The organism is Planococcus sp. ANT_H30 (assembly GCF_008369335.1).
Classification (GTDB): Bacteria; Bacillota; Bacilli; order Bacillales_A; family Planococcaceae; genus Planococcus; species Planococcus kocurii.
This window is the reverse complement of record NZ_VOBJ01000004.1, coordinates 194,579-220,556: the sequence shown is the minus strand read 5'-3', so window position 1 is coordinate 220,556 and position 25,978 is coordinate 194,579. Positions and strand designations below refer to the sequence as shown.

The window sequence follows — 25,978 nt, the reverse complement described above, 5'->3', positions numbered from 1 at the left end:
TTTCTATTTATTATAGAACACATTTATCAGAATTCAATGAATAAAAAAATAATAGTTAGATATTTTTTTATTTGTCTAACAAGTCACAAATGTATCCGTTTTCATGTTATTATAACGTACTCACTCTTGATGTATGCAATATATAGCTTTATAATTACCATGTCTACAATAACTTTTTAGACATTGAGCTGCAGAATTTCTTTACATGCCTCTTCATACACTTGTCATTTTATCTTTTCTAAGACTTTGAACACCGGTCGGAATTCTGAGTAACAGGAGATGGTCTTTTGTTGATTCGCGAAGCCAAAAAAAATGAGTTTTTTTTACTAAAAAAACAACGACTTGCTTCCTATAAAATTTACAAAGAAAAACTATCATCAAAACAATGGGCTATGCTAGAAACTCATTTGTCTTCTGACATTAACCACCAGCCAGGCGTTGAAGTGTTTGTTGCAGAAATGGATAGGCAAATTGTTGGGAGTGTAGCCTTATTTCCTGCTGACTCCAAATCCTACGCAGGAACTTCCCAAGCAATTGAATGTCCTGAGATTAGAATGTTGGCTGTCAATCCCGATTTCCGTTCCCATGGAATCGGCAAGTTGTTGGTCGAACATTGCATTGATATTTCTAAAATTCGCAAACAAAAATTCATTGGTCTATATACTGGCTGTTTCATGAAGCACGCCATTGCACTTTATGAAAAAATGGGATTTGAGCGAATTTCTTCACTTGATTTTTCACCTTTAGATGACGGAGTTTTCGTTAAAGCTTTCCGTTTTTATTTATAAACAAACAAAACAAGCCACAAAGCCAGCTTGAAACGATGGCTTTGTGGCTTAGTAACGTCAGTAAATTTCTTTTTTCAAAAAGTAAACACAGGCTTCGTATGGCTGTAATATGCCTTTTTCACGCTTGTCATAGTTACTTAGAAGAAGTTCCGCATCGTAAGGGGTATTCCACGTACAGACATGTTCACTTAGATTTGAAGCAATGAGCATTTTTGTGTATTGATCTTCACGGATGTAGGCGTATACATCTGGACATCCAGAATCCGCTAAATCGGTCGTCCCATAAATCAGAACCTTCCAGTTTTGGCGTAAATGAATCATTTTTTTATAGTAGGCCCAAATAGATTTTGGGTCATCTTTTTGAGCCTCTACATTCAACCATTTGTAATTTGGGTTTACTGAAAGCCACGGCGTAACTGTAGAAAATCCAGCAAACTTCTGATTGCTCCATTGCATCGGTGTCCGAGCATGATCTCGGCTAATTTTCTTAATAATTTCCATTACTGCTTCGTGAGACAGTCCTTCTTGTCGCTTATACCGATAGATGTTTTTTGTTTCGATGTCTTCGTACATGTCAATATCATCAAAGGGGGCATTGGTCATCCCAATTTCCTGACCTTGGTAGATAAAAGGCGTGCCCTGCATGAAAAAGTACATACAAGCTAGTGCTGTAGCGCTTTCGAACCAATAATCTTGGTCATTCCCCCAAATAGAAACTGTTCTTGGGCGATCATGATTTTCTACATAAAGAGAATTCCATGCAATGCCATATGTTGCTTTTTGCCAACGGTCTAAAACTTCTCGTAAGCCCTCTACGTTTAATCCGCTATTCAAACCACCACTGGCCGCTTTTATCGCTTCTAGTTGGAAAATCATATTGAACTTCCCTTCCTGCTCACCGATCCATAGCCCCATATTTTGTGATGTGACGCTATTCGCTTCGCCTATCGTGACAATATCATTATTCGAAAAAACGCGATCTCGCAGCTCTGCCAATATGTCCTGTAATCCTTCTACGTCAGTAAATCTTTCCCAAGCAGGAACATAAGGAGAAGATTGAGAAGGAGGCATGTCCCGATAATCTTTTTTCAGATGATTACTGGCATCTACGCGAAAGCCATCCACTCCTTTAGCTAGCCACCAATGGCTCATCTCGTATATGGCATTACGCATAGCTTTATTTTCCCAGTTTAAATCTACTTGGTTTTTAGTATAAATATGCAAGTAGTATTGCGCTGTCTTCGGATCAAATGTCCAGGCCGGTCCTCCGAAAATACTTTCCCAATTAGTTTGCTGATCACGCCATACGTACCAATCACGCTTTGGATTATCTTTAGAGGAACGGGATTCTATAAACCACGGGTGCTGATCACTCGTGTGGTTCACTACTAAATCAAGAATAAGTCTCATTCCTCTTTTATGCACTTCCTCTAGCAAGCGATCAAAATCTGCCATCGTCCCCATCTCTTCCATAATCGCTTGGTAATCACTAACGTCATACCCGTTATCAATATTTGGAGATTGGTAAATCGGGCAGATCCAGATGATGGTAATGCCCAGTTCATCCAAATAATCTAGTTTTGCTGTTATGCCATTTAAATCGCCCATGCCATCGCCATTCGAATCGTTGAAGCTCCTTGGATATATTTGATAGACGACTGCTTCTTTCCACCATACTTCCTTCAACGTCATCTCCCTCTTCCCGATACTAGAATGTGCTGTTGTTAAACCGACTTTCTAAATCTAGTTGAGCATACTTACAGGCTGCCATTGAAATTATGGAATGATTTATTATTGGTTTATATTCAATATTCTGATGAAAATCCCTGCAATTAAAATTTGGTTTTGGCTCGTAGCCTTCTTATATACAAAAAGCCACCAACAATAGATGTCGGTGGCTTTTTTCTTTTACTCAGCTTTATAGTTTTCAAATACCTTGGTTGCAAATCCAGCAACATAATCACTGCCACCGTTTTCTTCAATTGATTCAATCATCATCGCTAAAATAAAATCCGGGCTTTCGGAATCATAAGCAACAAAAAAGCCATTTTCTTGTCCTTCTTCTCCAATCGCACCTTTCAACTCAGCTGTACCGGTTTTGCCAGCAATCTTGACCGTTTTACTGTTTGCCGATTGTGCATAGCCATCTACGACGACATTACGCATCCCAGTGCGGAGAACTTTTGCATTTTCTGCGCTAAGCAATCCTTCTTTCCAAACTTGGCTTTTTTCTTCATCCATAAACAATAACGGTTTGTACATCGTACCGTCCGTTAAGAAGGGCTCATACATAGAAGCCAGGTGAAGGATATTCGTCAGCATTTGACCTTGACCAAATGATGTATCGGCCAACTGTCCTTGTGACCCGAGTGTACCTTCATTTGAAATTTGAGACGATTGCAATTCTAAAGCAAAGGGAATTTCTTCTCCGAAACCAAAGCGCTGCAAACCAGAAACAAATGCTTGATTGCCCATTTCAAGTGCTTGTCGTGCAAAGTAAATATTGTCGGAATAGACTAACGCTGTATTCAAATCAACTGGATTCGGTGCTTCTGGATGAAGACGAGTAACTCGGTAATCTCCCCAGGAACCGTCTTTTTGCCAGGTTGCTCCATCAATCTGTAACCCAACTGATGGATCTAGTGTTCCTGCTTCCATTCCCATTGCTGCCGTTACAGGCTTGATTGTTGACCCCGGTGCATAGGCTGCACCAAAACGATTGAATAACGGATTTAACGGATCTTCGCTTAGTTCTTTAAAGCGATCCTCGCTAATCCCTAGCATGTATTCGTTTGGATTGTACGCTGGTGAACTGACCAATACTAAAGTTTCTCCTGTTTTTGGATTGACCGCAGCACTTGTGCCAGCTTCGCCTTCCATCGCTTCATAAGTGGATTTTTGCAATTCGGCATCAATCGTTAGCACAACGGTTTCTCCATCTTTTGCGGGAGTTTCAGCGATCGTTAACTCTTCTCCTGTATCGCCTTGTTTTTTAATGAGAATTTTTAGGCCATTTTCGCCACGAAGACGTTCTTCAAGCGTTTGCTCAAGTCCTCTTCTACCAATCAAGTCCGTAGACGTATACCCTTGGTCTTTAAGTTCTTCTAATTTTTCGGCAGTCATTGGTCCGATATAACCGCTTAAATGGCCAAGAGCTTCTCCATATGGATATTCGCGCATAGTTGTTTCTTGATAAGTTGCTCCTGGAACAGCTTTTACTTTCTCCAGTAATTGCGTGTTGTCTTTAGCTACTTTTGATATGGGCACGAACTGATTTTCTTGAACCCAACTTTGGTTTAATTTTTCGTCTATAGATGCTACTGACACTCCCAAAACTGTGGCTAGTTCTTTTTTAGCAGATGCATCTTTGAAGTTTTCAGGAACCACACCCACGTTATAGCCTGTTCCATTAATGGCAATTGGTTGTTCATTGCGATCTAAAATTTCACCGCGCTTTGCACGTGTTGCCGAGACACGAACTTCGTCTCCTGTTGCCAATTGCTCAAAGATAAAAGAAGGATCCCATTCAATAAACCAATCTTCTTTGTCTTCTGCTGTTTCATACAACAAAGTCATATTTTTTTCAAACTCGATTGGTCCAGCCATCGTATCCATCTTCACCTGTACCGGAAAATCTGCAGGTTTTTCAGTATCCCAGTTTTCATCTTTCGAGGGCTTGGTATAAGTCACTTCAATATTTTCAATTGCCAAGTCTGTATACAGTTTTTGCTGTCGTTCGACAAAATCTTCTGAAGCATAAGCTTCTTTCGTGCCTTGGTTTAAATACGTACTGTACATTTCTGAGAACTCTTCCTTGTTCCAATGCCCTATGTATTCCTTCAGCCTTTCTTCAGGTGACGCTTTTGGTTGACAACCTGCAAGAAAAACCAAGAAAGCCAGTGCTAGAATGACTGCTAATTTCTTAGTCACATGATAACCCCCAATTGTTTTCTTCATTTTACCAATAATAAACAATAAGTTAAAAGAATAAAAGCTCTAGAGTAAAAATGACTCGATGAATCGCTTTTTTCTTGCTAACTTTTAGCGTTAAATTTATCTTGTGATCAGCGTAATGGATTTCTGTTTTTTTGCTTATTGCATTAGCTGGCTGCGCAATTGCCGCTTTAAATATGGTAAACTGATAAACAAATGATAGGAGGATGAATATGGTTGAACTTACATTTTCAGAGTCAATTGGAGCAGGTTTAACACTTGAAAAAAGAGCGCATTTAAAACAGATTCACGAAAACCTTTACAACAAAAAAGGGAAAGGCTCTGACTTTCTTGGGTGGCTAGACTGGCCGAGCAAACTCGATGAAGAGTTTTTGAAGAAAGTTGAAAAAACAGCAGTGGAAATTCAGAATAAGGCAGATGTATTAGTAGTGATTGGTATTGGCGGATCTTATTTAGGCGCTAAAGCTGTGTTGTCCGCACTCGCTCCTTATTTCAGTAAAGAATCAGGACTCGAAGTGGTTTTTGCAGGTCACCAAGTTAGCGGTGAGTATTTAAAGCAATTGCTTGCTCATCTTGATGGCAAACGCGTAATGGTCAATGTGATCTCCAAATCAGGGAAAACAACAGAGCCTGCTATCGCTTTTCGCTTCCTAAAAGACTATATGGAAAAGCGCTACGGCCAAGAAGCAGCAGAGCGAATTATTGTAACGACTGATGCTGAAAAAGGTGCTTTATTAACACTTGCTGAAGAAAATGGTTATAAACGTTTTGTCGTTCCTGCTGACGTAGGCGGACGCTATTCTGTTTTCACTGCTGTTGGACTTGTCCCGATTGCCGCTGCGGGTTATTCCATACGCGAGTTGATGGCTGGAGCTACAAATGCAGAAGAACTTTACAATAATACGAACTTTGATGACAATGCAGCAGCACAATATGCAGCAGTTCGTCACCAGCTTTATGTAGAAGGCTATACGACAGAAGTAATGGCAACATTCGAACCGAAACTATCGTTCGTCCAGGAATGGTGGAAGCAATTGTTTGGCGAAAGTGAAGGCAAAGAAGGCAAAGGTATTTTCCCGGCATCTGTTTCCTTTACAACCGACTTGCATTCGATGGGACAGTATATCCAAGATGGCAAACGCAATTTGTTTGAAACTTTCTTACTCGTTCAAGAAGCAAACGAAGACTTGTCGATTGTTGAAGCTGAAAATGACGACGATGAATTGAATTATATGGCGGGACTTTCTTTACAGGAGTTTAATCACGTCGCGTACAAAGGAACATCAAGTGCTCACTTAGACGGTGGTGTACCGCAGCTTAGTTTAACGATTTCTAAAATCGATGAATACCATCTAGGTCATTTATTGTATTTCTATATGCTTTCATGTGCCTATAGTGCTTATATGCTCGATATTAACCCATTTGACCAGCCGGGCGTAGAAGACTACAAGAATAATATCTTTAAGTTATTAAATAAACCAGGATTTTAAAATTATAGCAAAAAGCTGACTTGTAACGAGTCAGCTTTTTTTTGATTGTATTTTTCTCCTTTTAAATGAGTTAACCATAAAAATAAATAAGTTGACTTAAATAAATCATCTCTTTATACTCAATTTATATGAAAAAAGTAGGAGGAAATATAATGACCACAACGACGACTAGATCGGCTAATCACTCCCGCACTCTGCAATTGGTACATATCGCGTTATTTTCTGCCTTAATGGCCATTGGCGCAAATATTGCTTCGTTTCTGATTATCGGCGGTGTACCGATTACGCTTCAAACTTTCTTTGCAATTTTAGCAGGCATTCTTCTTGGTAGTCGCATGGGTGCCGTTTCTATGATTGTTTATGCATTTATCGGTCTTGCAGGCGTCCCTGTTTTTGCAAAATTTTCTGGTGGCATGGACACGTTGATTAGTCCAACTTTTGGATTTATTGTGTCTTATGTTTTTACAGCTTATTTAGCCGGACTCATTGCTGAAAAATGGTCTACTAAAAAAGGATTTGTTATTGCGGCACTCGTCGGCATGACGGTCAATTATTTGTTTGGTACCAACTGGATGTATGCAGCCTACAAATTATGGTTTGCAGCGCCTGAAGGCTTTACGTATAAAATGGCTTGGGCTTGGATGGCTGTACCGCTTCCAAAAGATTTAATCCTCGCTGTACTTGCCGGTTTGTTCGGTTACCGTTTAAAACCTATTATTCAAAAATACCTTTAAAAAAACCCGAATGCCTCGGTGGCATTCGGGTTTTGGTTTTATTATCTGCGGCGTGGTTGTTTGAATGGAGCTGCTTTCCATTGCTCTTCTAACCATTTTTCGAAATCTTCGCCTTTGTCGCCTTTATACGTATCGTAAATATCGCTACGCATTTTTTGCAACTTTTCTTTAAATTCTTCATAGCTATGCCCTACTGGCAAACTTTTTTTGATTCGCACAAGTACTTTCGAAGTGTCTTTGATCAAATCAAATTTCTTACGCTCTGGCATATGAACGTTTTCACCAAAGTTTTTAAGTTGTTCATAAGCAGCTTCTTGTACTTGATAAACAGAATCGTGATTCATGCGATGTGTCAAAAGGTCGATTGTTGGCTCGCTCTTCCAGTTACCAAGCTCTTCAACCGCAGCCAAACGCTCTTTCCAGTTAGCCTGCCGGTTCGCCGCTTTTTTCAATTCGTCGTAATTCGGTGGTAAATTCGTCGGTTTGTTATCAGAGTTGCTGTTCGTTTGTGTCAAAATTTCATTCTCCTTTGTTTATGTCCCTTTGCGGGAAATAACGTAATGCTCTCCGTTGGCGGAACAAGTTCCTACCAGTATAACATCATCTAGAGCAAAAGGAAAAAAGTCGATTATTCATACTACAGTTTAAGTAAGCTCTTTAATAGCGCCAATTAAACGATCTACCTCTTCTTCTGTACTATATGGAGCAAGACCTGCACGCACCCAGCCACCACTGTCATTGACGCCTAGAACCTCACCAAGTGTCGATGCGTAGAAATGACCTGCGGCAACAAAAATACTATGGTCTTCAGCTAGCTTTTTGCAAATTTCTCCTGGTTCAACACCAGCAACTTGGAAAGCGACTGTCGGCGTTTTGGGTACATTTGCTGCAGCTTGTGTAACTATCACACCTTCAATAGCTGATAAGCCTTCCCGCAGTCGATTTGCCAAACTGTTTTCGTAACTTTCAATATGCGCCACACCACTCAAAATACGCGCTCTTCGCGTTTCGCCTTCTCCAAAACCTGCAAAAAACTCAATAGCTGGGCGAATTCCGGCAATGCCTTCATGATTTTGCGTACCGGTTTCTAGCTTATCTGGGTAATAACTTGGAGAAGTGGTCAATTTGTACGGCTCCAAATCTTTGAAAATTTCCTCTTTGATTGCGGCGATGCCGATATGCGGTCCAAAGAACTTGTAAGCTGAGCATAATAAAATATCAATTTCCATGTCGTCTCTGTCCATCGGTACATGTGGTGCAGCATGAACAGCATCAGCTATTAATAGGGCTCCAACCTTTTTTGCTCGTTCCGCAAACGGTTTAAGATCGACGATTGTGCCAATCGCGTTAGATGCCATCCCAATAGCGACAATTTTTGTCTTTTCATTGATGAGTTCGTTTAATTCTGTCAAATCGAGTGTTTTTGTTTCAGTATCAACTTTGACCCAGCGAACCGTTAATCCTCGGTCTTCTGCCATCATGATCCACGGATCGACATTGGCACGATGATCCATTTCAGTGACCACGATTTCGTCACCTGCTTTGAATTTTTTACCGAGTGCGTTGGCGATGGCAATCGTTAATGTTGTCATGTTCGCTCCAAACGCTACTTCCTTGGCTTGGACATTTAGAAAGTCTGCGACCGCAAGTCTTGCTTCTGAAATCACTTCTTCTGTTTCCCAACTAGATGGAAAAGCACCGTGGAGATTACCGCCGCCTCTTTCCATATAACGAGCGATTGCTTGAATCGCTGAACTGACAACTTGCGATCCGCCTGGACCATCAAAATAAGCAACCGTTTTCCCGTTATAAGTTCTCGTTAAAGCCGGAAATTGTTCACGTACTTTAGCAATTGGATAATTCGTTATTGTGGCTATTTTCATTGCTTGCAGCTCCTTTTTGAGTAAGGTACTGTTACCGTATTCAATTTTCGAACGCAATTCCCTTTATTTTTTAATGTTTTTGAAAATACTGTCCGATTGGGCTGAAATACTGTCCGATTGGGAGCAAATACTGTCCAGTTCACGCTAAATACTTGCCAAACCCGATTTCAACTAAAAAACGCCGCTTATCGCGACGTTTAAACAGCTTTTTGACACACGACGATTTCCCGCAAGAACAACCCTTTTTTAGCAATACAGCGGTCAGTGATGACAAATCCCGCTTCTTTGATCATATGATCCATTGTCTCGATCGTGACGACCACTAACTTTTCAGTAATCGGATATGCAGCTTTTAAAATTCCTAATTGGTCTGCGGGCGTTGCGTGTGTGTATAGGTTATACGGCATATCAATGATGGCCACGTCGTAAATAGCTTCGACTTCCGCAATCGGGCCTAATGCTACTTCACCAGTCAATCCAAAATGAGCGATATTTTCTCTAGATCCATCGACAACTAGCGGATTCATATCACGCCCAACAATGTCGATTCCCATTGATAGTGCTTCCACTAAAACTGTACCAATACCACAACATGGATCAATGGCTTTGATACCTTTTGGTTGTGGTACGGCAATATTAGCAACTGCGCGAGCAACGCGTGTACTTAATGCCGTTGAATATTCGCGCGGTTTTTTCATATGCTTAAACCAAACAGGCTCGCTTTGAAGATAGCGCCCGAAATACCAGCGACCTTCAAAAGGAATCAACCCAAATGTTACATCTGGATGATGAACGTCCGCTTCACCGGTAATAGCGGAACCAATTTCTCGCTCAACGTTTCGTTTACCTGAATAATCAACTTGGTCCTGCTCAGTCAAGCCATTGATTTTCAAAAAAATGACTTTGAATGTTAACTGGTCCATATCTACTTCTGCTGATTGTCTCAAAATTTCTTGCAAGCTATCGCCTTCAAGCAATACTTCAACTCGTTCTTTAATAAACGGGCTCCGACTCGGATCGATTGCGACTCCGCTTTTGATAATTTTACTACTGGTGTCTTTTTCGAAAAAAGATCGCATTTCTAATTGACATAAATTTTTTTCATCATTTGTATAAGCATACGTGTAGATGTAATCGCCTGTTGCAGTTAATTGTTTCAATTCATCCCGTCCTTATCTGCCCCTTTGTTCAGGACAACATCTCCTAAGTATAGCAGAATTCTTCAGAAGTTAGTCGACTTGCAGGTCATAATTTGCTTCAATGACTCGAATGATTCCCGTGATCATTTCATTATATGGAGTTGGTATGCCGTGGTATTTGCCAAGTTTGGATACAGCGCCATTGATCGCGTCAATTTCTGTTTTTCGCTTATGTAGAATATCCATTAACATAGAAGATTTATTGGTAGCAATTTCTTCGTTACCCATTTTTATGCACTTGGCGATTGTCTGTTGTGCGTCTACAGAAACACCTTCCGCTTTAGCTACCTGCAGTGCTTCTGTTACGACACGTTCGAGCAACTGTTGTCCTTCATTTGTATGGAGAATATCACCATTTCTCAAGCGCGTTACTGCCGTCAATGAATTAAAAGCAACGTTAACAAACAGTTTATTCCAAATAACGGTTTGAACATCTTCTGCTAACTCCGTTTCCAGACCGGAGCAATTCAACGCTTCGATGAATCCTCCTATTTTCTTTTGAGCAGCAGCATCTTTAGAATGACCAATCCAATTTTTCCCCCAGCCCCGGTGAAGAATCCGTCCAGCACTTTCTACACTAGCACCACAGCCCATCGTACCGGCAACCACAGGATTGTTCGGGAAAATGGCTGAAATAGTTTCTAAGTTTCCAAGACCATTTTGCATGGTCACAAATAAGGTATTCACAGAAAATGAATCCTTTAATTGGGTTAACACATTTTTCGTAGCATGCGTTTTCAACATCACTAATACAAGATCATACGAAGCACCTGAAACTTCGTGTACGACTGTCAAAGGAACCATTGTCTCCTGGTTATCTCGTTCAACAATCGTTAATCCACTTTGATTGATTTTATCAACATGAGAATTTCTCCTATTATATAGAAAGACATTAGCTCCTTGTGCTTTTAAACGTCCCGCGAACAAACTCCCCATTGCTCCTGCTCCGATAATTAATACATTCATGCAATCCCTCTTTTCTATCTACCTTTAGCGACTTTATATGAAAAATAGTATAGTTAATTTTGGAAGATCGACAAGCAAAATTATTCAGTCGATATATCTAGCATGAATATACCACATAAAAAAACTCCTTGCTTTTACAGTCTTTTTAGATTATCCTACCTTATTAGTAAACATAATTAGAGAGGTTGGGATCGTATGGAGCAATTCGATCAATCCCTCGAAACATTCATGGATAACGTCGGTTGGTTGGCACCGCTTCTTTTTATACTTTTGCATTTATTACGGCCACTGTTATTCATACCGGTTATCGCTGTTTGTATTGCTGGAGGCTACCTTTTCGGATTTTTTGAAGGAGCTCTTTTGTCGTTTATCGGCTTAACGTTAATGAGTTGGGTATCTTACGTATTAATCAATAAATTTCCGAAATTCCAAGAAAAAATGGGGAAATTGAAAGATAAAATATTCCCCAATCGCACTTTGTCTGTTGCTCAAGTGATGATTCTTCGGATTATGCCTTTTGTTCATTTTCATTTATTATCTTGGTACTTGATGGAAATGACTAAGTCACTTAAGGAATACATGGCTATTTCTGCTCTTGGATTAATTGCACCTGCCATTCTGTATACCGCATTTGGGCAGTCTATTTCAGAGTTTCCTTGGTATGTCACCGCAAGTATGTTCATATTGCTTGCAGCGATATTCAGCTTTATTGAAAAATGGCAGAATTCTCGTCCGCAGTCTGATTGACTAAAACAGTACGTAGAAGAAACACAGTACACTGTTATTCACTTTTTGTAGACAAAATCTTAATATGCTTGGTAATTGCGACACGCTAAGATTCGTAGCGCAAGCCCGCAGAAAGCGACCGCCTGGAGCGCTAAATCCGATATAAACAAGATGAAAAGAATGTTCATTCTCTGCCGACTTATAATGATTCTTTCGTCTACAAACTGAAGCACAACTTTAAGTTGTGCTTTTAATTTTCTTAATTACAGGGTATTACATGTCATAGATGATTGATAAAGGAGAATGATTATGCCCGTTTTCACCCACAACGGAATCGAATTATTTTACGAAGATATCGGAGAAGGACAACCGCTTCTCTTGCTTCATGGACTGACAAGCAATTCAGCGATGTTTTATCGCGAAATGGACTTTTTCAAAAATGAACACCGCGTTATTGCATTGGATTCACGCGGACACGGCAATTCCAGCCGTCTTGAACAATACACATTGCAAGATCATATAGACGATGCCCTTGCTCTTCTTGCTCATCTCACACTTGATGCGGTTCATGTGATTGGTGTATCGATGGGCAGTTATATTGCACAGGGAATTGCAGCTCAACAACCGAAAAAAGTTGCAAAGCTTGTACTAGTTGCGACTAAATCTTACGGCGAACAATCCTCTATGACTGAGCTTTTTGATCGTTATCCTGAGGAGTTTGACGGTTTGAGCATTCTTGAAAAATTCAAGACTTCCTCTAGCTATATCTACCACAACCAAAATCGGATTGATGAATGGCTCAAAAAAACGGCTCAAAAAAGCCGTCAATTGACTATGAAAGAGCAAGCTATTGCAGCGGATGCTTTAAAGAAATTCGACTTTCGTCAACAACTTCCCCAAATTTCTGCCGAGACATTGATCATTAGCGGCAAATTCGACGGATTAAACCCGCCTGATAAAGGACGCGAAACAGCAATTGCCATTCCCGATGCTACTTTTATGGAATTTAAACGTTCTGGACATGCACCAAATGTGGAGCAACCCAAACTTTTCCTTGGAATTATTGAAAACTTTCTTGACTAATCTGCCCTAGCTACGTCTATAAAACGACAAGAAAAACCCGTTCGGCACCTATTATGCTGAACGGGTTTAGTTTATTGAGCGGTATAGCCACCATCTAGCACAACGGCTTGTCCCGTAATACCTGACGCTTTGTCACTAGCTAAGAACATCGTATAATCTGATACTTCTTTTACCGCCAGTAGACGCTTTTGAGGAATTAAAGGATATAGCACTTCTTCAAATACTTTTTCAACTGGCACTTGACGCGTTTTTGCTAAATCGTTCATCTGATTTCGGACAAGTGGCGTGTCGACGTAGCCTGGACACATGGCATTTACGGTAATGCCATGCTCAGCGCCTTCAAGTGCTGCAACTTTCGTCAAGCCAATGACGCCGTGCTTGGCACTATTGTATGCAGCTTTTCCTGCAAAACCAACAAGTCCATTGATGGATGCCATATTAATGATGCGTCCAGAACCTTGTTTTTTCATAATTGGGAAAGCGTGCTTTGTCGCGATAAACGGTGCAATTAACATAATCCGAATCAATAATTCATACTTCTCTGTTGGAAATTCTTCAATTGGTGAGATGTATTGCATTCCAGCATTATTGATAAGAACATCAAGTGAGCCATAATGAGCAACTGTTTGTTCAATAACATTTTTAATATCTTCTTCATTTGTTACATCGCATTTGATGCCGAGGCAATCCATCCCTTTGGCTCTCAAAGTTTCTGCTGCTTTTTGGACTGCATGCTCATCAATATCCGATAACACAATTTTTGCTCCAGCTTGTGCAAAGTCTGAGCTGATTTCATAACCTATTCCACTAGCGGCGCCTGTTATCAATACTACTTTATTGTCTATCATCATTTGTTCCCTCCGTAGCTGTTGTTAAATTCCAAGTCCTAGTGAAAATAAAATGATGGCAATGGCAAGTCCTAGTAACGGAACAATGACTGTCACAGCACCAACAGGTCCATAAGCGGCTTGATGTGTTTCGCCACAAATCCCTCGAATCGTTGTAACGACGTACCCGTTGTGAGGTAATGAATCAAGTGCTCCTGATGAAATAGCAATTGTTCGGTGAAGCGCTTCTGTATTAACACCCATGTCGATATAATGTGGCGCAAGAAGTGGCAAGGCGATAACTTGCCCACCTGAAGCGGATCCAGTTAGTCCAGCAATGACGCTGACAGCGATCGCCCCACCGATTAATGGGCTTCCGGGAATACTTGTCATCGCATCTACTGCTACTTGGAACGCTGGGACAGATTTGGCAACACCACCAAAACCAACGACAGCCGCCGTATTACCGATTGCAATTAATGCACCGATTGTTCCATCTGATAAAGCTTTGCCTAGATTAGAAAAATACTTACGGTTCAATAAATACGTTGTCAAAACGCCGCCTAGTAAAGCGATAATCAACGCAGATGTTTTTAATGAATCATGGAAAATAAAGGAGATTCCAAGAACGACAACTAATGGGATTAAGCCCATAATCGGGTTCGGCAATTCTCGATTCTTAACAACTGGATCTGTTGAACGAGCTTCAAAACGCTCGCCTTTCTTAACAGCTTTACTAATCATGCGTTTTAACCACCAGTAACCAAACACGGCCATAAAGACAGCGACTAAAATACTAACTTCCCACCCTGCATACGGGCTCGTCTTTAAGTATTCAATCGGAATCCAGTTTTGAATTTCAGGTGAACCCGCAGACGTCATTGTGAATGTTACTGAGCCCAAAGCTAAAGCTGCAGGAATAAAGCGACGTGGAAGATCGGCTTGTTTGAACAAGCTAAGCGCCATTGGAAAAACCGAGAACGCAACAACGAACAAACTCACTCCCCCATAGGTCAAGACAGCACAGGCGATAACAATTGCAAGTACAGCTTTCGATAAACCAAATTTCCCAACTAACCATCTTGAGACGCTATCAGCAGCTCCACTATCTTCCATTACTTTACCAAAAATTGCACCGAGTAGGAACATCGGGAACCAAGCAGTGATAAATCCAGAAAAACTAGTCATATAATTTGTTAATAGGTTTGCTTCTCCTTCTCCTACCAATTGCGGAAATAATGGCAGTCCGCTGAAAAGTGCTACAAATAATGCGGATAATGGACCCGCAATCAATAAGTTCATACCTCTCATCGTTAAAACAATAAGAAGTACCAGTCCACCAACCATTCCAATCATACTCAACATTTAAAATCCCCCTTTTCTTTTACTTACCAAATAAAAACGCTTACTTACTTGTTTTCAAAAAGCGATTTAATTTTCTGAAAATTTAGAGCTGTTTGCTTTTATTAGTGTACAACTCTCTTCAAGATAGGTAAAATGAATAATTACTATAAGTTCTATAATAATTAGTTATAAGTAGAGGAGAATAGTATGGATATTCGTCAATTAACGTATTTCGTTGAAGTTGCCAAACATCGAAGTTTTACAAAAGCTGCACTTACTCTTCACGTGACACAGCCAACTTTGAGTAAAATGGTAAAAAACCTGGAGGACGAAATGGAAGTTATGTTGTTCGATCGGTCAGCCCGTCAAATCAATTTAACTGACGCAGGCGTTGTTGTTTATGAACAAGCTCAGAAAATCATTCACAGTATTGATGATTTATCGGCTTCTCTGTACGATGTCATGAATTTGAAAAAAGGCAAAGTGAAAATTGGTCTTCCACCAGTTATTAGTACGTTATTCTTTCCGACCATCATCGCCGAATTTCAACACGCTTATCCCGACGTCACTGTCATTCTTGCAGAAGATGGTGCCAAAACAGTAGAGAGAAAAGTATACGAAGGCGAAGTTGATTTGGGATTTGTTATGCTGCCAGTTGATCAAGAAAAATTCGATGTCGTCCCCTTTGTTGACCAAGAAATTAAATTGCTCGTTCACGAATCACATCCTCTTGCCTGTCACGATGTTATTGATTTGATTCGTTTTAAAGATGATCCATTTTTGCTCCTTAGCAAAGAATTTACTTTGAACAGCCGAACGATTGAATTTTGTATAAGTGAAGGATTCACGCCCAAAATTGCCTATGAAAGTTCGCAATGGGATTTTATTGTCGGAATGGTAGAAAAAAACTTAGGTGTTACGTTAATGCCCAAATTGATTTGCGACCGCGTTAAAGATGGTCCATTTAAAATGATTTCACTGACTCATACTTTTCCTTGGAGACTGGGCATTATTTTAGCGAAAAATCGCTATGTCCCTTATGTATCGCGCGAGTTTATTTCTTTAGTAGAAAAGTTACCGATTGTTTGATACAAAAAAGGAGCCTCCACTTGGAAGCTCCTTTTTTGCTTATTATAAGAAAACAATAATCGCCAACACTGCAGCCAAGACCAATCGGTAAATAGCAAACGGCATAAGCTTTATGCGAGAAATCAGTTTTAAGAAGAAACGAATGGAAATTAACGCAAAGACGAAAGCAGATACGAAGCCGACGACGTAAAAGGATAAATAATCCATCGATAACGTATCCCAGTTTTTCAGTACCGATACAAGGCTCGCCCCAAACATAATCGGAACAGCCATGATGAACGTGAAGTCCGCCGCAACTCGGTGATTTAACCCAAACAACACACCACCTGAAATTGTGGCACCAGAGCGAGAGAATCCCGGCCACAGCGATAAGCATTGCACGAGGCCTATTTTCAATGCTTGAAAATAGGTAATGTCATCTAAAGAATTGACTGTTGGCTTTTTAGGTCCGAACTTGTCTGCAACAATCATCAAGATGGCTCCGGCAACTAGTGCATAGATGACGGTCTCAACACCAAACAAGTGATCATCGATTAAATCCTTAAAAGCAAATCCGAAAATCACTGCTGGCAGCATGCCAATAATAACGTGTAGTAAATTGAAGCTCGAGCTTGCTTGTTGACCCTCTATTTTATAAAGGCCTACTAAACTGAATAGACGTTTCCAAAAGACCACAACAACTGCCAGTATTGATCCTAGCTGAATAACAATTTTAAATGTATTCGCTGGGTATTTCCCTAAAAACTCCTGTGATTTTAACCACATGTCATCAACGATGATTAAATGACCTGTAGAAGAAACAGGAGCAAATTCTGTCATCCCTTCAACAAACCCTAATATTAATGCCTTTAACAAGTCAAACCATTCCATGTAAACGAATCCTGCTTTCTGTAATAAAATAAATGCTGTATCTATTATACGGTTAATAAAGGCGTGTGAGTTGCTGAATTTTTATCATTTTGACTTTCTTTTTAAAGCATTTGTACTGCCAAAGATTAAGAAAGAACATACAGACTTTTGTTCAATTACTATAGAACGCTGTACTCAGAAAAAGGTTGCATCCATTCCAATAAAAAACGAGATGCACACGTAGTTCAAACTAAAAAGACATTGCGATATGCTCTTATTAGCACATTACAACGTCTTCCCAGTTATTCTTCTACAAGACTTGCGTAGACAATCAAACGTTCTTCTCGTGTTCCTCGATCAAAATCGTAAGTTCCTGAACAAGTAATCAGCACCAATTCAGGAGAAGAAGTATAGCCAAAAACATTCGAGACATCCGCCAAATCAAGCGCGACAGACTCCATCGTATGAATTTTGAATATCAGCGTTTTGTCTTTCCCTTCAACTACCACTTCGTCCCCTAACTGAAGCTGAGAAAGATCCCAGAAAATTGCAGGACCGTCAATACCATCGACATGACCGGCAATTACAGCACGACCGTTTTGACCAGGTTGGTATCCTGGAGAAAACCAACTGACATCTTCGATATTATCCGGCACTGCCATTTCACCATTCTCTGTTATCCCCAGGTGTTGGACTTCTGCTTGCACATCAATAGAAGGAATTTTTAATGAACTGGGCTCAATACCTGTTCGCTTTAACCCATTAATCGGATTTTGGGTTGGAGCCGTCTGTTGGACATCGACTGTAGCCGGTTCATCGAGCGTAAATCCTACGCTTTCTGAGCGGACACTTACTTCATCCTCCGGTTGCTGACAACCCGCTAACAACAAAAGAGTTAGAACTACCAGGAGCTCTTTATTGAAACCGTTTTTTCCATATAAGCGTACTAGCTCCGATAAGAACAAGGGCTCCTCCTAGCAACAACCAAGTAGCCTGAGATTGATTAGGCGTACCAAGACCTGTAGTTGGCATGCCGTCCGGTGATCCAGCTGCTTCATAATCAACAAGCGCAATTACTTCCAATGAATCAACCGTGTTTACTGCAAAGACACTATAAACAGTGTTTGCAGCTAACTCCGTGCCTTCGAGTGGCAACACTTGTGTGCCATCTGGTAAACGGATTTCCAAGTCATAAGTACCGGCATCCAATTCAGCATAAGCTGTAATTCCAGGGAATTCTGCTCCACTGAACAAAGCATCTCCACCAATTACACCAACATCAACTGCTGGAGCGTCTGGAGACAAGTGTCCAACGCGTACTTTTGTTTTCCCTTCTGTTACTTCCATTGAATCTTCAGCAACTACAAATTCAATAGATTCCAGCAAGTTTGCTGCAGCAACCGTATAGGCTTTGCCTGCTTCGACGGTAAGGTCTGCCTGCAATACGCCTTCACCCGCTGCATATTCCGTTCCGTTTGCAAAAACTTCTACATCATGTGTACCGGCTGGCACTTCTAGGTAGCCTGAATCTGCCTTAAATGGTACATTTTCGAGCGTTAAATCACCATTAACATACACATCAACAGCAGGTGCATCTGGTGAAGCGTGAACCACTCTGACTTTAGCAGTGTCACTATCTGCTAAAACACCAGCAGCGAGCAGTGAGAATACAAGTGCCATAGCAACTGAAAATGAAACTAAAATTTTCTTCATTTTTTCCTCTCCTTCACGTGTGTAGTTTTTGCACAATTATTGTACAACTTATTTATAACCTATTTCTGTTGTTTTTACAACATTAAAATCAGATTATTCTGATTTTTAAACTAATAGTACTATCCATCATCTACATAACTAGTAGCTTACCCTAAAAATATTCCATATTTTCTCATTTATTCTTTGTATAACCTTCCTGCATGACTAGCTTACACACAATAACATTTTCCCTATAAAAAAATGGACAGAGTTGCATGACCCTGTCCATTTCTTTTCGCTTACACATAGCGAACTTAACTTGTAATTTCAATTAAAGCTGCAATAGCTACACCGCTCAACGCTTGCGTAGCTAGTTTATCTGCTTCTGAATTCTCTTTGCGCGGTATTAATTGGTAATCAGTTTGAATGCCCAGCTCGTTTATTTTTACTCTACTTCGTTCTATCCAAAGCTGTAATTGTTTTTCTGTTACGAGCCATTCATTGGTCATGCCGTTTATGACAATGCGAGAATCGCCGACAAAGCGAACGAGTTGATGGTGGACTTCTAGCTGTTCCAATTGCTGCAGACAAAAATACAACGCTGCATATTCCGCTTCGTTATTTGAAGTTAGCTGATCCAATTTGGTATTTGTCCGAAGGCGATACGATTTGCCATGTTGCTCATAGTAAATCACACAACCAAGACCGGCACTTCTTGAAATACGTTCATGACCTCCATCAAAATAAACAATGACACGATGCGGTTCTGTTTCTATTTCTTTTAAGTATGCGTTCACTTCTTTTAACGTCCAGCTACTGTCAAAACGATCTACAAAACGAAGATTTTTAGCTCGACCTGTTTGCTCCAGGTCTTTGGCTACTAAAATCGCGGCAGCTGCTGGTAGTTCTTCTGAAAAGAAATTCACTTCTGGGCCTTTAGGCGTTTTATGCGTCCACTCTATCCGCAGCTCCATCCGTCGTCCTCCATTCTCTGTAAACTAGTCTACTTGCTCAACTTCTCTTGTACACACGATTCCCATTCAGCAACCTCACTAAACGACTACTTAAGCAGCAAAAAAGCCGCCTCCATTGTGGAGCCCGGCTGTCTTTATAATGCTTTCTCTTCTAAACGCTTTAAATCATTTTTATGTCCCATAACAATTAATACATCGTCTTGTTCCACCATATCGTCAATTGCTGGTGCGATATTAACATCTTCCTCTTTTTTTATCGCCAATACAATACAATTGAATTCTTTGCGAATGTTTAAGTCAATCAATGTTTTATTGGCCATCTTACCAGAAGCTACTAGCTCGATGATGCTGTAATCGTGGGACAAATCGATGTAGTCGATAATTTTATCCGAATCGACGTGATGCGCCACCCGGATTCCCATTTCTTTTTCCGGCTGAATGACACGATCTGCTCCGACTTTGTGAAGAATTTTCTCATGCTGGAGGTCACGTGCTTTTACCCACACTTTCGGCAAGCCAAGTTCTTTTAACATCAAAGTGCATAGCACACTTGCTTGAAGATTATCTCCGATAGCTACGATGGCATGTTCAAAATTCCGTACGCCTAACGATTTCAGTTGATTTTCATCAGTAGCATCTGCAATTACGGTAAAAGCTGCATACTCTCTTAAGGCATTCACTTTTTCTGGGTCTGTATCTATCGCCATAATTTCATGTCCCATGCTATGTAGCTCTTTACAGACACTGCTTCCAAAGCGACCTAATCCGACGACCACAATCTGTTTTTTCACAGGCTTCCCTCTTTTCTCTCATATAGCTACTTTATTCCCAAAACGAATTGTTTGCAATCGAAGACATTGGACTTTTTGATGGATAACTGATAAAAATAAACTAATAAGTAGAATTATTCAGAAAAGGAGGATTACTATGCAAACGTTAACCTATACATTAGTCGACGTGTTTACTGCACAATTTTTTAGTGGCAATCAATTAGCCGTTTTTCATGATGGTTCCGGCTTAGACACAAAAATCATGCAGCGGATTGCTAACGAACTGAATTTATCGGAAACTGCTTTTATCTGTCCTCCCCGCAAACCACAACACCAGCTAAGTTTACGGATTTTCACACCTCAAGTAGAATTACCGATAGCGGGTCATCCTACGATCGGAACAGCTTTTGTTATGGCCTACCTAAACATGTTACCTTTACACGACGGAATGAATGAATGGATTATCGAAGAAGAGCTTACCGATATCGCGGTGACCGTCCGCAAAGAAGGAGAGCAAATAACAACAGTAGAAATGATTCAACCTCTCCCAGTTTTCGGAGAAATATTTGAAAGACAAGCTTTGGTTGCAGACTTGCTGTCATTGCCAAAAGGAGAATTAGATACACGCTTTCCTATCCAGACCGTTTCGTCCGGTATTCCCTTCCTGTTCGTACCCCTTCGTTCCCTCGCCGCCATGAGAGAAATAAATTTCCGAACCGATGTTTGGGAACGCCACTTTAGTGGGGATTCCAATCGCCAACACGTCTTCACCTTCACAACAGAAACCGAACACGATGACTCAACAGTCCACTGTCGAATGTTTGCCCCTGCTATGGGCATTTCAGAAGATCCAGCAACTGGTGCTGCTTGTGGTCCACTGGGTGCATTTTTAGTTGAACACGGTGTTATTGACAATGGTGATGAAGGCCATTTTTTTATACGCAGTGAACAAGGAATAGAAATGGGAAGACCTAGTTTTATCGATATCACTATCACTAAGAACAACGAAACATACCAAGAAGTTAAAATTGGTGGCACTGCTGTCGTCGTCGGACGAGGTGAACTTTACATTCCCTAATTTTCAAAAAGAGCTGTCGACTTCTGAATCATGAAAGAGAATCTAGCTGCGAAATAAACAACAACTAGCTTTAACTTATAGTTGTTGTTTATTTTGTATTTTTTGCATACAAGTTTTCCTGTTGTTCACCGCGTTTAGCAATAATTTTAACAAACGGCACAATCAATGTTGAGACAACCAAAATCCGGAATAGCTGAAAAGCTGTCACTACTGTGACGTCTGCATCCACGGATGCGGCAATAATCCCCATCTGGTCAAGTCCACCCGGCACTACACTTAAAAAACTAGTCGAAAAGCTTAACCCGTATAACTTCTGCAACACTAGGCTCACGATAAAAGCAAAAGCAATCAGTACACTGCTTGAAAAAAAAGAGTAGAAGACCATGCGCTTAGTTAATTTCAAATCTTTCTTTTGCAATAATAAGCCGATATAGATGCCAATAAACAATTGCGCGATATGCAAAAAAGAACTTGGCATGACCGGAACTACCACACCAGTCAAGTTAAGCAACATAATAAAAAAAACAGGTCCCAACAAAAAAGCTGTCGGTACGTTTATTTTTTGTGCGATCATTCCAGCGCCATAACAAAGCGCTAGTAACATCAGCAATGACAGCGAATAGTTTCCCTGCCCTAATTTTTCAACATGTGAAGATCCACCGTCAGCAACAATAAATGGCACAATGGCGACAATGAGCAACACGCGTAGGACGTGATAAAACGTTACGGCTGTCAAATCAATTGTTTTCTGTTCTTCTGTAAAAGTGACAATCTGCGACAATCCACCCGGCACACAACACGTCATCGCCGTTGCCCGATCAACTTTCGTCTGAGAAGCCATTAATGAACTGATAAATAAAAAAAGAATAAAAAACGCTAAATTGATTACGACCATTGCCAGAAAATATTCTTTCATTCCTTGCAGCGCTTCCACAGTAAAAGCAAAGCCGATGACGTATCCTGCAATTACCAATCCACTATTGCGAAAGCGAGGATGCCATTTCAGCTGCAGTGGCGTAAACAATTGCATGAATAAGACAGCGAATAACGGACCTAGCAACCAAGGCATGGGTGCTCCAACCATTATAAAAATCCCAGCACCGGCTAAGCCAATTAGAAATGTTTTCATCATTGGATAAATCACCATTTGATCATCTTCTTTCTTAACATTCACAGCTACTGTATTCATTATAGCTTTTCAGGTCTTAATATAAAATCATCACATATCTGTTAGATAGCATTACTGAGTGATTTACTTTGTCGTTACGCTACATAAAACCTTAAACGTCCTTGAAAGTCGAATAGATCAGGCTTTCCCATAACCCTCTAAAATAAAACAGACGGAGAAAAAGAAGCTCTTTTTCTCCGTCTGTTTTTCTGAATCTCGGCCCACAATCTCGAACTCGATGTGTGTTTTTCGAGATTACAGTAGTGCAACCGGCTGAGACTCTACTCGCGGAAAGCGTCTGTCGCAATGGATATCAGCCCGGTCTTTCAATTTCCCATCACTAAAGGACACGTTGGATCACTTATCCATTCATTTAACGACCCGTCGTAAACAGCGACGTTTGTTTGACCGAGTGTATTAAGTATCAAAGCGGTCCACGTTGCCGCAAGTCCGCCACCGCAGTAGGTGATGACTTTTTTATCTAGATCTAACGCTCCTATTTTTTCAAATGGTTGACGCAGTGCGGCATCGGCATGCATTTTTTGTGTCTGTTGATCGGCATGATCACCAAAAAAGACATTGACGCTGCTCGGAATATGCCCTTTTCTGGGATAGGCATCTGTTGTTCCTTTAAAATCTTCAGGTGACAAGCTGTTGATGAGAATGACATTGTCATCGTTCATCGCACGTTTAACATCTTCTTTGCTCGCAAGCAGCTCGGTACGACGCTGTCCAGTACAAACAGTCGATGGGTAATTCCCGGGAACTGTCGTTAATGGACGCCCTTCTTGTTTCCATTTAGGCAGTCCTCCATCTAAAATCGCGATATTTTCGTAGCCTTCATAGTGCATTTGCCACGCTAGCCGTGAAGCCCAATAAGCAGCGACAACTGGATTTTCCACCAATGCCCCTTGATCGTAGATAACGGTATAAGTGCCGTCACCTATGCCCAGTTCAGTCATCTTTTTGCAAAAATAATCGCGTGGAGGCACTGTAAACGGTAACGACGATTCAGGATCTGACAATTCGTTTAATAAATCAATATGAACTGCTCCACTAATATGCCCTTGTTCATAGGATGGTTTGCCTGACAAAATCGAAGTTTGGCCTCCATCTCTTGGAATATCCATAAAGGCCGTCGCATCTATAATTCGTAACTTCGGATCATCTAATCGCTGTTCTAGCCATTCTGTACTAACTACTAAAGGTATTTTTTCCATTTCTTTAACATCCCTTTCTTAAGCCGACAAATCCAATATGATTAACAAATGTGCGTTATACTAGTACAATAATAGCTAGGTTGCACGCCGTCAATTGAAAGACGTCGTTTATTTCCACAAAATCCGCATGTTGATTTTTTAAACTAAGAAAGGTTGTTATCTACGTGAAACCCTACAATAATATTACCGAATTGATTGGCGATACGCCTGTCGTAAAACTAAATCGTATAGTGCCAGAAGGTGCAGCGGACGTCTACGTTAAATTGGAAATGTTTAATCCATCGAAAAGTGTCAAAGACCGTGCTGCCTATAATATGATCAAAATGGCCGAGGAAGATGGGTTATTAACAGAAGGCGCAACCATTATCGAGCCAACAAGTGGCAATACCGGTATTGGCTTAGCCATGGTTGCTGCTGCACGAGGCTATCGCTCTATCTTGGTACTGCCGGACAACGCAACAAAAGAGCGAATCAATTTATTGAAAGCATACGGTTCTGAAGTTGTCCTCACACCAAGTGACGAAAAGATGCCTGGCGCTATCGGCAGAGCACTTGAGCTGCAAAAGGAGATTCCAAATAGTTTTATCCCGCAACAATTCGAAAACAAAGCAAATCCTGATATCCACCGGACAACGACAGCGCTAGAAATCTTGGAACAAATGAACGGGAAACTGGATGCCTTTGTAGCATCTGCTGGCACTGGCGGTACTATTACAGGGACTGGTGAAACATTAAAAGAGCATCTGCCAGAGCTGTACATCGCAGTCGTGGAACCGAAAGGATCTCCAGTTTTGTCTGGTGGAAAACCTGGCAAGCATAAATTAGTAGGCACGAGCCCTGGATTTATTCCGAGCATCTTAAATACTAAAATCTACGATGAAATCATGGCAATCCAAGATGAAGATGCGATTGACATCTTTAAACGAGTTGCTCGTGAAGAAGGTATTTTTGTCGGACCCTCTGCAGGCGCGACAATTTATGCAGCGATTGAACTTGCGAAGCGCCTCGGTAGCGGCAAAAAAGTATTATGCATCGCACCCGATACCGGTGAACGTTACTTAAGTATGAATTTATTTGATGAATAAAAGATAATCACTACCAGCAGGCTTGTCGCCTGCTGGTTTTTTGTTTCTATTTTATTCCTGAGTTCTCTATTTAGGATTTCCAACTAGACTTTGCTACACTGGTATAGGAAATTGATTTTATATAAAGAGGAGCTATCCATATGCAAAACTTAACAGGAAAAAATGCGTTAATTACAGGAGCAGGACGAGGGATCGGCCGTTCTACAGCTATTGCTTTTGCAGCAGAAGGTATAAACGTTGGACTTGTAGGTCGCACTGCTGAAAACTTGGAGAAAGTTGTTGCGGAACTCGAGCAATACGGTGTGAAAACTGTTTTTGCAGTGGCTGATGTTGCCGATCAAGATTCAGTCAATGCAGCAGTTGAACACGTTTTGGCTGAACTTGGCTCGATTGATATTTTAATTAATAATGCAGGTATTGGGAAATTCGGCAACTTCCTTGATCTATCACCTGAAGAATTTAAAGCCATTATCGACACCAACTTGATGGGTGTGTATTATGTAACACGCGCTGTCTTGCCGCAAATGATCGAGCGTCAATCAGGTGACATTATTAATATTTCATCAACAGCTGGTCAAAAAGGTGCGCCGGTAACAAGTGCTTACAGCGCGTCGAAGTTTGGTGTCATGGGATTAACAGAATCGTTAATGCTCGAAGTAAGAAAACACAATATCCGTGTCAGTGCACTAACACCGAGTACAGTTGCAACTGACTTAGCGATTGGTGAAAACTTAACCGATGGCAATCCTGATAAAGTGATGCAGCCAGAAGATTTGGCTGAAATGATGGTTGCTCAGTTAAAACTACACCCACGCGTATTATTAAAATCGGCTGGACTTTGGTCGACTAATCCTTAAACTCAATCTAGTATAAAGAGCTCCGTTCACAAAATTGTGAACGGAGCTCTTTTAAATGACAGCTAAAATTATCCCTTTTACTAACGTTAAGTGTAAAAATAGTATACCGTTCATCCGGATTGATCAACAGAGCCTTTTGACTACGTAACTTAGCGAAGCCAAAAAGAAAATAACCTCCTGCCATTTTACATGAGCACTGAAA

At 40.7% G+C, this 25,978-nt stretch carries 24 protein-coding genes; 9 read left to right on the top strand and 15 right to left on the bottom strand.

The genetic code is table 11. The annotated features are described in order from the left end of the window. Window positions 1–287 precede the first annotated feature (287 nt). Window positions 288–788, top strand: coding sequence for a GNAT family N-acetyltransferase (locus tag FQ085_RS11335; RefSeq protein WP_149456622.1), 501 nt, complete (start codon window positions 288–290; stop codon window positions 786–788). 57 nt (window positions 789–845) lie between these two features. On the opposite strand, the gene FQ085_RS11330 is transcribed toward FQ085_RS11335, so the two are convergent. Next, a complete protein-coding gene (locus tag FQ085_RS11330) occupies window positions 846–2,480 on the bottom strand; it encodes an alpha-glucosidase (protein WP_149456621.1) in 1,635 nt (544 codons plus the stop codon). Window positions 2,481–2,696: 216 nt separating this feature from the next. Then, a complete protein-coding gene (locus tag FQ085_RS11325; RefSeq protein WP_149456620.1) occupies window positions 2,697–4,718 on the bottom strand; it encodes a penicillin-binding transpeptidase domain-containing protein in 2,022 nt (673 codons plus the stop codon). Window positions 4,719–4,948: 230 nt separating this feature from the next. Between FQ085_RS11325 and FQ085_RS11320 the strand changes: the two genes are divergently transcribed. Both FQ085_RS11320 and FQ085_RS11315 read left to right on the top strand, forming a co-directional pair. Beyond that, window positions 4,949–6,232, top strand: coding sequence for a glucose-6-phosphate isomerase (locus tag FQ085_RS11320; protein ID WP_149456619.1), 1,284 nt, complete (start codon window positions 4,949–4,951; stop codon window positions 6,230–6,232). Window positions 6,233–6,384: 152 nt separating this feature from the next. Continuing rightward, complete coding sequence (locus tag FQ085_RS11315; protein WP_058386083.1) at window positions 6,385–6,966, top strand: biotin transporter BioY; 582 nt, start codon at window positions 6,385–6,387, stop codon at window positions 6,964–6,966. Window positions 6,967–7,007: 41 nt separating this feature from the next. On the opposite strand, the gene FQ085_RS11310 is transcribed toward FQ085_RS11315, so the two are convergent. The 4 genes from FQ085_RS11310 to FQ085_RS11295 all read right to left on the bottom strand — a co-directional run bounded on the left by FQ085_RS11310 (window position 7,008) and on the right by FQ085_RS11295 (window position 11,014). Beyond that, window positions 7,008–7,481 carry a HEAT repeat domain-containing protein gene (locus FQ085_RS11310; RefSeq protein ID WP_058386084.1) on the bottom strand — a complete coding sequence of 158 codons (474 nt, stop codon included), beginning with the start codon at window positions 7,479–7,481 and terminating at the stop codon, window positions 7,008–7,010. Window positions 7,482–7,610: 129 nt separating this feature from the next. Further along, window positions 7,611–8,849: a cysteine desulfurase-like protein gene (locus tag FQ085_RS11305; RefSeq protein ID WP_149456618.1), complete on the bottom strand. Its 1,239-nt coding sequence runs from the start codon at window positions 8,847–8,849 to the stop codon at window positions 7,611–7,613. A 197-nt stretch (window positions 8,850–9,046) separates the two neighbouring features. Next, window positions 9,047–10,009, bottom strand: coding sequence for a TRM11 family SAM-dependent methyltransferase (locus FQ085_RS11300; RefSeq protein WP_149456617.1), 963 nt, complete (start codon window positions 10,007–10,009; stop codon window positions 9,047–9,049). Window positions 10,010–10,078: 69 nt separating this feature from the next. Then, window positions 10,079–11,014 (bottom strand): ketopantoate reductase family protein, encoded by a 936-nt coding sequence (locus FQ085_RS11295; protein ID WP_149456616.1) that lies wholly within the window; start codon window positions 11,012–11,014, stop codon window positions 10,079–10,081. A 195-nt stretch (window positions 11,015–11,209) separates the two neighbouring features. Here FQ085_RS11295 and FQ085_RS11290 point away from each other — a divergent pair, with 195 nt between their 5' ends. Both FQ085_RS11290 and FQ085_RS11285 read left to right on the top strand, forming a co-directional pair. After that, window positions 11,210–11,761, top strand: coding sequence for a TVP38/TMEM64 family protein (locus tag FQ085_RS11290; protein ID WP_071153705.1), 552 nt, complete (start codon window positions 11,210–11,212; stop codon window positions 11,759–11,761). Window positions 11,762–12,049: 288 nt separating this feature from the next. Then, a complete protein-coding gene (locus FQ085_RS11285; RefSeq protein WP_058386089.1) occupies window positions 12,050–12,823 on the top strand; it encodes an alpha/beta fold hydrolase in 774 nt (257 codons plus the stop codon). Window positions 12,824–12,894: 71 nt separating this feature from the next. On the opposite strand, the gene FQ085_RS11280 is transcribed toward FQ085_RS11285, so the two are convergent. Continuing rightward, a complete protein-coding gene (locus FQ085_RS11280) occupies window positions 12,895–13,671 on the bottom strand; it encodes a 3-hydroxybutyrate dehydrogenase (RefSeq protein ID WP_058386947.1) in 777 nt (258 codons plus the stop codon). A gap of 24 nt (window positions 13,672–13,695) precedes the next feature. Further along, a complete protein-coding gene (locus FQ085_RS11275; RefSeq protein ID WP_058386090.1) occupies window positions 13,696–15,015 on the bottom strand; it encodes a GntP family permease in 1,320 nt (439 codons plus the stop codon). 186 nt (window positions 15,016–15,201) lie between these two features. Between FQ085_RS11275 and FQ085_RS11270 the strand changes: the two genes are divergently transcribed. Continuing rightward, complete coding sequence (locus FQ085_RS11270; protein WP_058386091.1) at window positions 15,202–16,083, top strand: LysR family transcriptional regulator; 882 nt, start codon at window positions 15,202–15,204, stop codon at window positions 16,081–16,083. 42 nt (window positions 16,084–16,125) lie between these two features. Here FQ085_RS11270 and FQ085_RS11265 read toward each other — a convergent pair whose 3' ends face one another. The 5 genes from FQ085_RS11265 to FQ085_RS11245 all read right to left on the bottom strand — a co-directional run bounded on the left by FQ085_RS11265 (window position 16,126) and on the right by FQ085_RS11245 (window position 20,389). Beyond that, on the bottom strand, window positions 16,126–16,953 hold the full coding sequence (locus FQ085_RS11265) for an undecaprenyl-diphosphate phosphatase (RefSeq protein WP_058386092.1): 828 nt from the start codon (window positions 16,951–16,953) through the stop codon (window positions 16,126–16,128). Window positions 16,954–17,234: 281 nt separating this feature from the next. Next, window positions 17,235–17,897 carry a class F sortase gene (locus tag FQ085_RS11260; protein ID WP_237150173.1) on the bottom strand — a complete coding sequence of 221 codons (663 nt, stop codon included), beginning with the start codon at window positions 17,895–17,897 and terminating at the stop codon, window positions 17,235–17,237. Continuing rightward, window positions 17,848–18,645, bottom strand: coding sequence for a DUF4397 domain-containing protein (locus tag FQ085_RS11255; RefSeq protein WP_149456615.1), 798 nt, complete (start codon window positions 18,643–18,645; stop codon window positions 17,848–17,850). Before FQ085_RS11255 ends, FQ085_RS11260 begins: the two co-directional genes overlap by 50 nt. A 293-nt stretch (window positions 18,646–18,938) precedes the next feature. After that, complete coding sequence (locus FQ085_RS11250) at window positions 18,939–19,598, bottom strand: reverse transcriptase-like protein (RefSeq protein ID WP_149456614.1); 660 nt, start codon at window positions 19,596–19,598, stop codon at window positions 18,939–18,941. 134 nt (window positions 19,599–19,732) lie between these two features. Further along, entirely contained in the window at window positions 19,733–20,389 is a 657-nt protein-coding gene (locus FQ085_RS11245) for a potassium channel family protein (RefSeq protein ID WP_058386095.1), read from the bottom strand. Between the two features lie 136 nt (window positions 20,390–20,525). Between FQ085_RS11245 and FQ085_RS11240 the strand changes: the two genes are divergently transcribed. Next, entirely contained in the window at window positions 20,526–21,446 is a 921-nt protein-coding gene (locus FQ085_RS11240) for a PhzF family phenazine biosynthesis protein (RefSeq protein ID WP_149456613.1), read from the top strand. Between the two features lie 88 nt (window positions 21,447–21,534). On the opposite strand, the gene FQ085_RS11235 is transcribed toward FQ085_RS11240, so the two are convergent. Together FQ085_RS11235 and FQ085_RS11230 are read right to left on the bottom strand one after the other, a co-directional pair. Next, the gene (locus FQ085_RS11235) at window positions 21,535–22,635 is read right to left on the bottom strand and encodes an AbrB family transcriptional regulator (RefSeq protein ID WP_262499789.1); all 1,101 of its coding nucleotides are present in this window, start codon (window positions 22,633–22,635) and stop codon (window positions 21,535–21,537) included. 305 nt (window positions 22,636–22,940) lie between these two features. Continuing rightward, window positions 22,941–23,834 (bottom strand): sulfurtransferase, encoded by an 894-nt coding sequence (locus FQ085_RS11230; protein WP_058386097.1) that lies wholly within the window; start codon window positions 23,832–23,834, stop codon window positions 22,941–22,943. A 164-nt stretch (window positions 23,835–23,998) separates the two neighbouring features. On the opposite strand from FQ085_RS11230, the gene cysK reads away from it, so the two are divergent. Then, window positions 23,999–24,919, top strand: a complete 921-nt coding sequence (cysK, locus tag FQ085_RS11225; protein ID WP_149456612.1) for a cysteine synthase A — start codon at window positions 23,999–24,001, stop codon at window positions 24,917–24,919. Window positions 24,920–25,059: 140 nt separating this feature from the next. Beyond that, on the top strand, window positions 25,060–25,776 hold the full coding sequence (locus FQ085_RS11220) for a 3-ketoacyl-ACP reductase (RefSeq protein ID WP_058386099.1): 717 nt from the start codon (window positions 25,060–25,062) through the stop codon (window positions 25,774–25,776). The last annotated feature ends 202 nt before the right edge of the window (window positions 25,777–25,978 follow it).

Bases quoted from the DNA above. Each gene is read 5' to 3' on its own strand.
- FQ085_RS11330 (WP_149456621.1), bottom strand. From the start codon at position 2,480: ATGACGTTGAAGGAAGTATGGTGGAAAGAAGCAGTCGTCTATCAAATA.
- FQ085_RS11320 (WP_149456619.1), top strand. From the start codon at position 4,949: ATGAATATGGTTGAACTTACATTTTCAGAGTCAATTGGAGCAGGTTTA.
- FQ085_RS11315 (WP_058386083.1), top strand. From the start codon at position 6,385: ATGACCACAACGACGACTAGATCGGCTAATCACTCCCGCACTCTGCAA.
- FQ085_RS11305 (WP_149456618.1), bottom strand. From the start codon at position 8,849: ATGAAAATAGCCACAATAACGAATTATCCAATTGCTAAAGTACGTGAA.
- FQ085_RS11295 (WP_149456616.1), bottom strand. From the start codon at position 11,014: ATGAATGTATTAATTATCGGAGCAGGAGCAATGGGGAGTTTGTTCGCG.
- FQ085_RS11290 (WP_071153705.1), top strand. From the start codon at position 11,210: ATGGAGCAATTCGATCAATCCCTCGAAACATTCATGGATAACGTCGGT.
- FQ085_RS11285 (WP_058386089.1), top strand. From the start codon at position 12,050: ATGCCCGTTTTCACCCACAACGGAATCGAATTATTTTACGAAGATATC.
- FQ085_RS11280 (WP_058386947.1), bottom strand. From the start codon at position 13,671: ATGATAGACAATAAAGTAGTATTGATAACAGGCGCCGCTAGTGGAATA.
- FQ085_RS11275 (WP_058386090.1), bottom strand. From the start codon at position 15,015: ATGTTGAGTATGATTGGAATGGTTGGTGGACTGGTACTTCTTATTGTT.
- FQ085_RS11270 (WP_058386091.1), top strand. From the start codon at position 15,202: ATGGATATTCGTCAATTAACGTATTTCGTTGAAGTTGCCAAACATCGA.
- FQ085_RS11265 (WP_058386092.1), bottom strand. From the start codon at position 16,953: ATGGAATGGTTTGACTTGTTAAAGGCATTAATATTAGGGTTTGTTGAA.
- FQ085_RS11255 (WP_149456615.1), bottom strand. From the start codon at position 18,645: ATGAAGAAAATTTTAGTTTCATTTTCAGTTGCTATGGCACTTGTATTC.
- FQ085_RS11250 (WP_149456614.1), bottom strand. From the start codon at position 19,598: ATGGAGCTGCGGATAGAGTGGACGCATAAAACGCCTAAAGGCCCAGAA.
- FQ085_RS11240 (WP_149456613.1), top strand. From the start codon at position 20,526: ATGCAAACGTTAACCTATACATTAGTCGACGTGTTTACTGCACAATTT.
- FQ085_RS11235 (WP_262499789.1), bottom strand. From the start codon at position 22,635: ATGAATACAGTAGCTGTGAATGTTAAGAAAGAAGATGATCAAATGGTG.
- FQ085_RS11230 (WP_058386097.1), bottom strand. From the start codon at position 23,834: ATGGAAAAAATACCTTTAGTAGTTAGTACAGAATGGCTAGAACAGCGA.
- FQ085_RS11220 (WP_058386099.1), top strand. From the start codon at position 25,060: ATGCAAAACTTAACAGGAAAAAATGCGTTAATTACAGGAGCAGGACGA.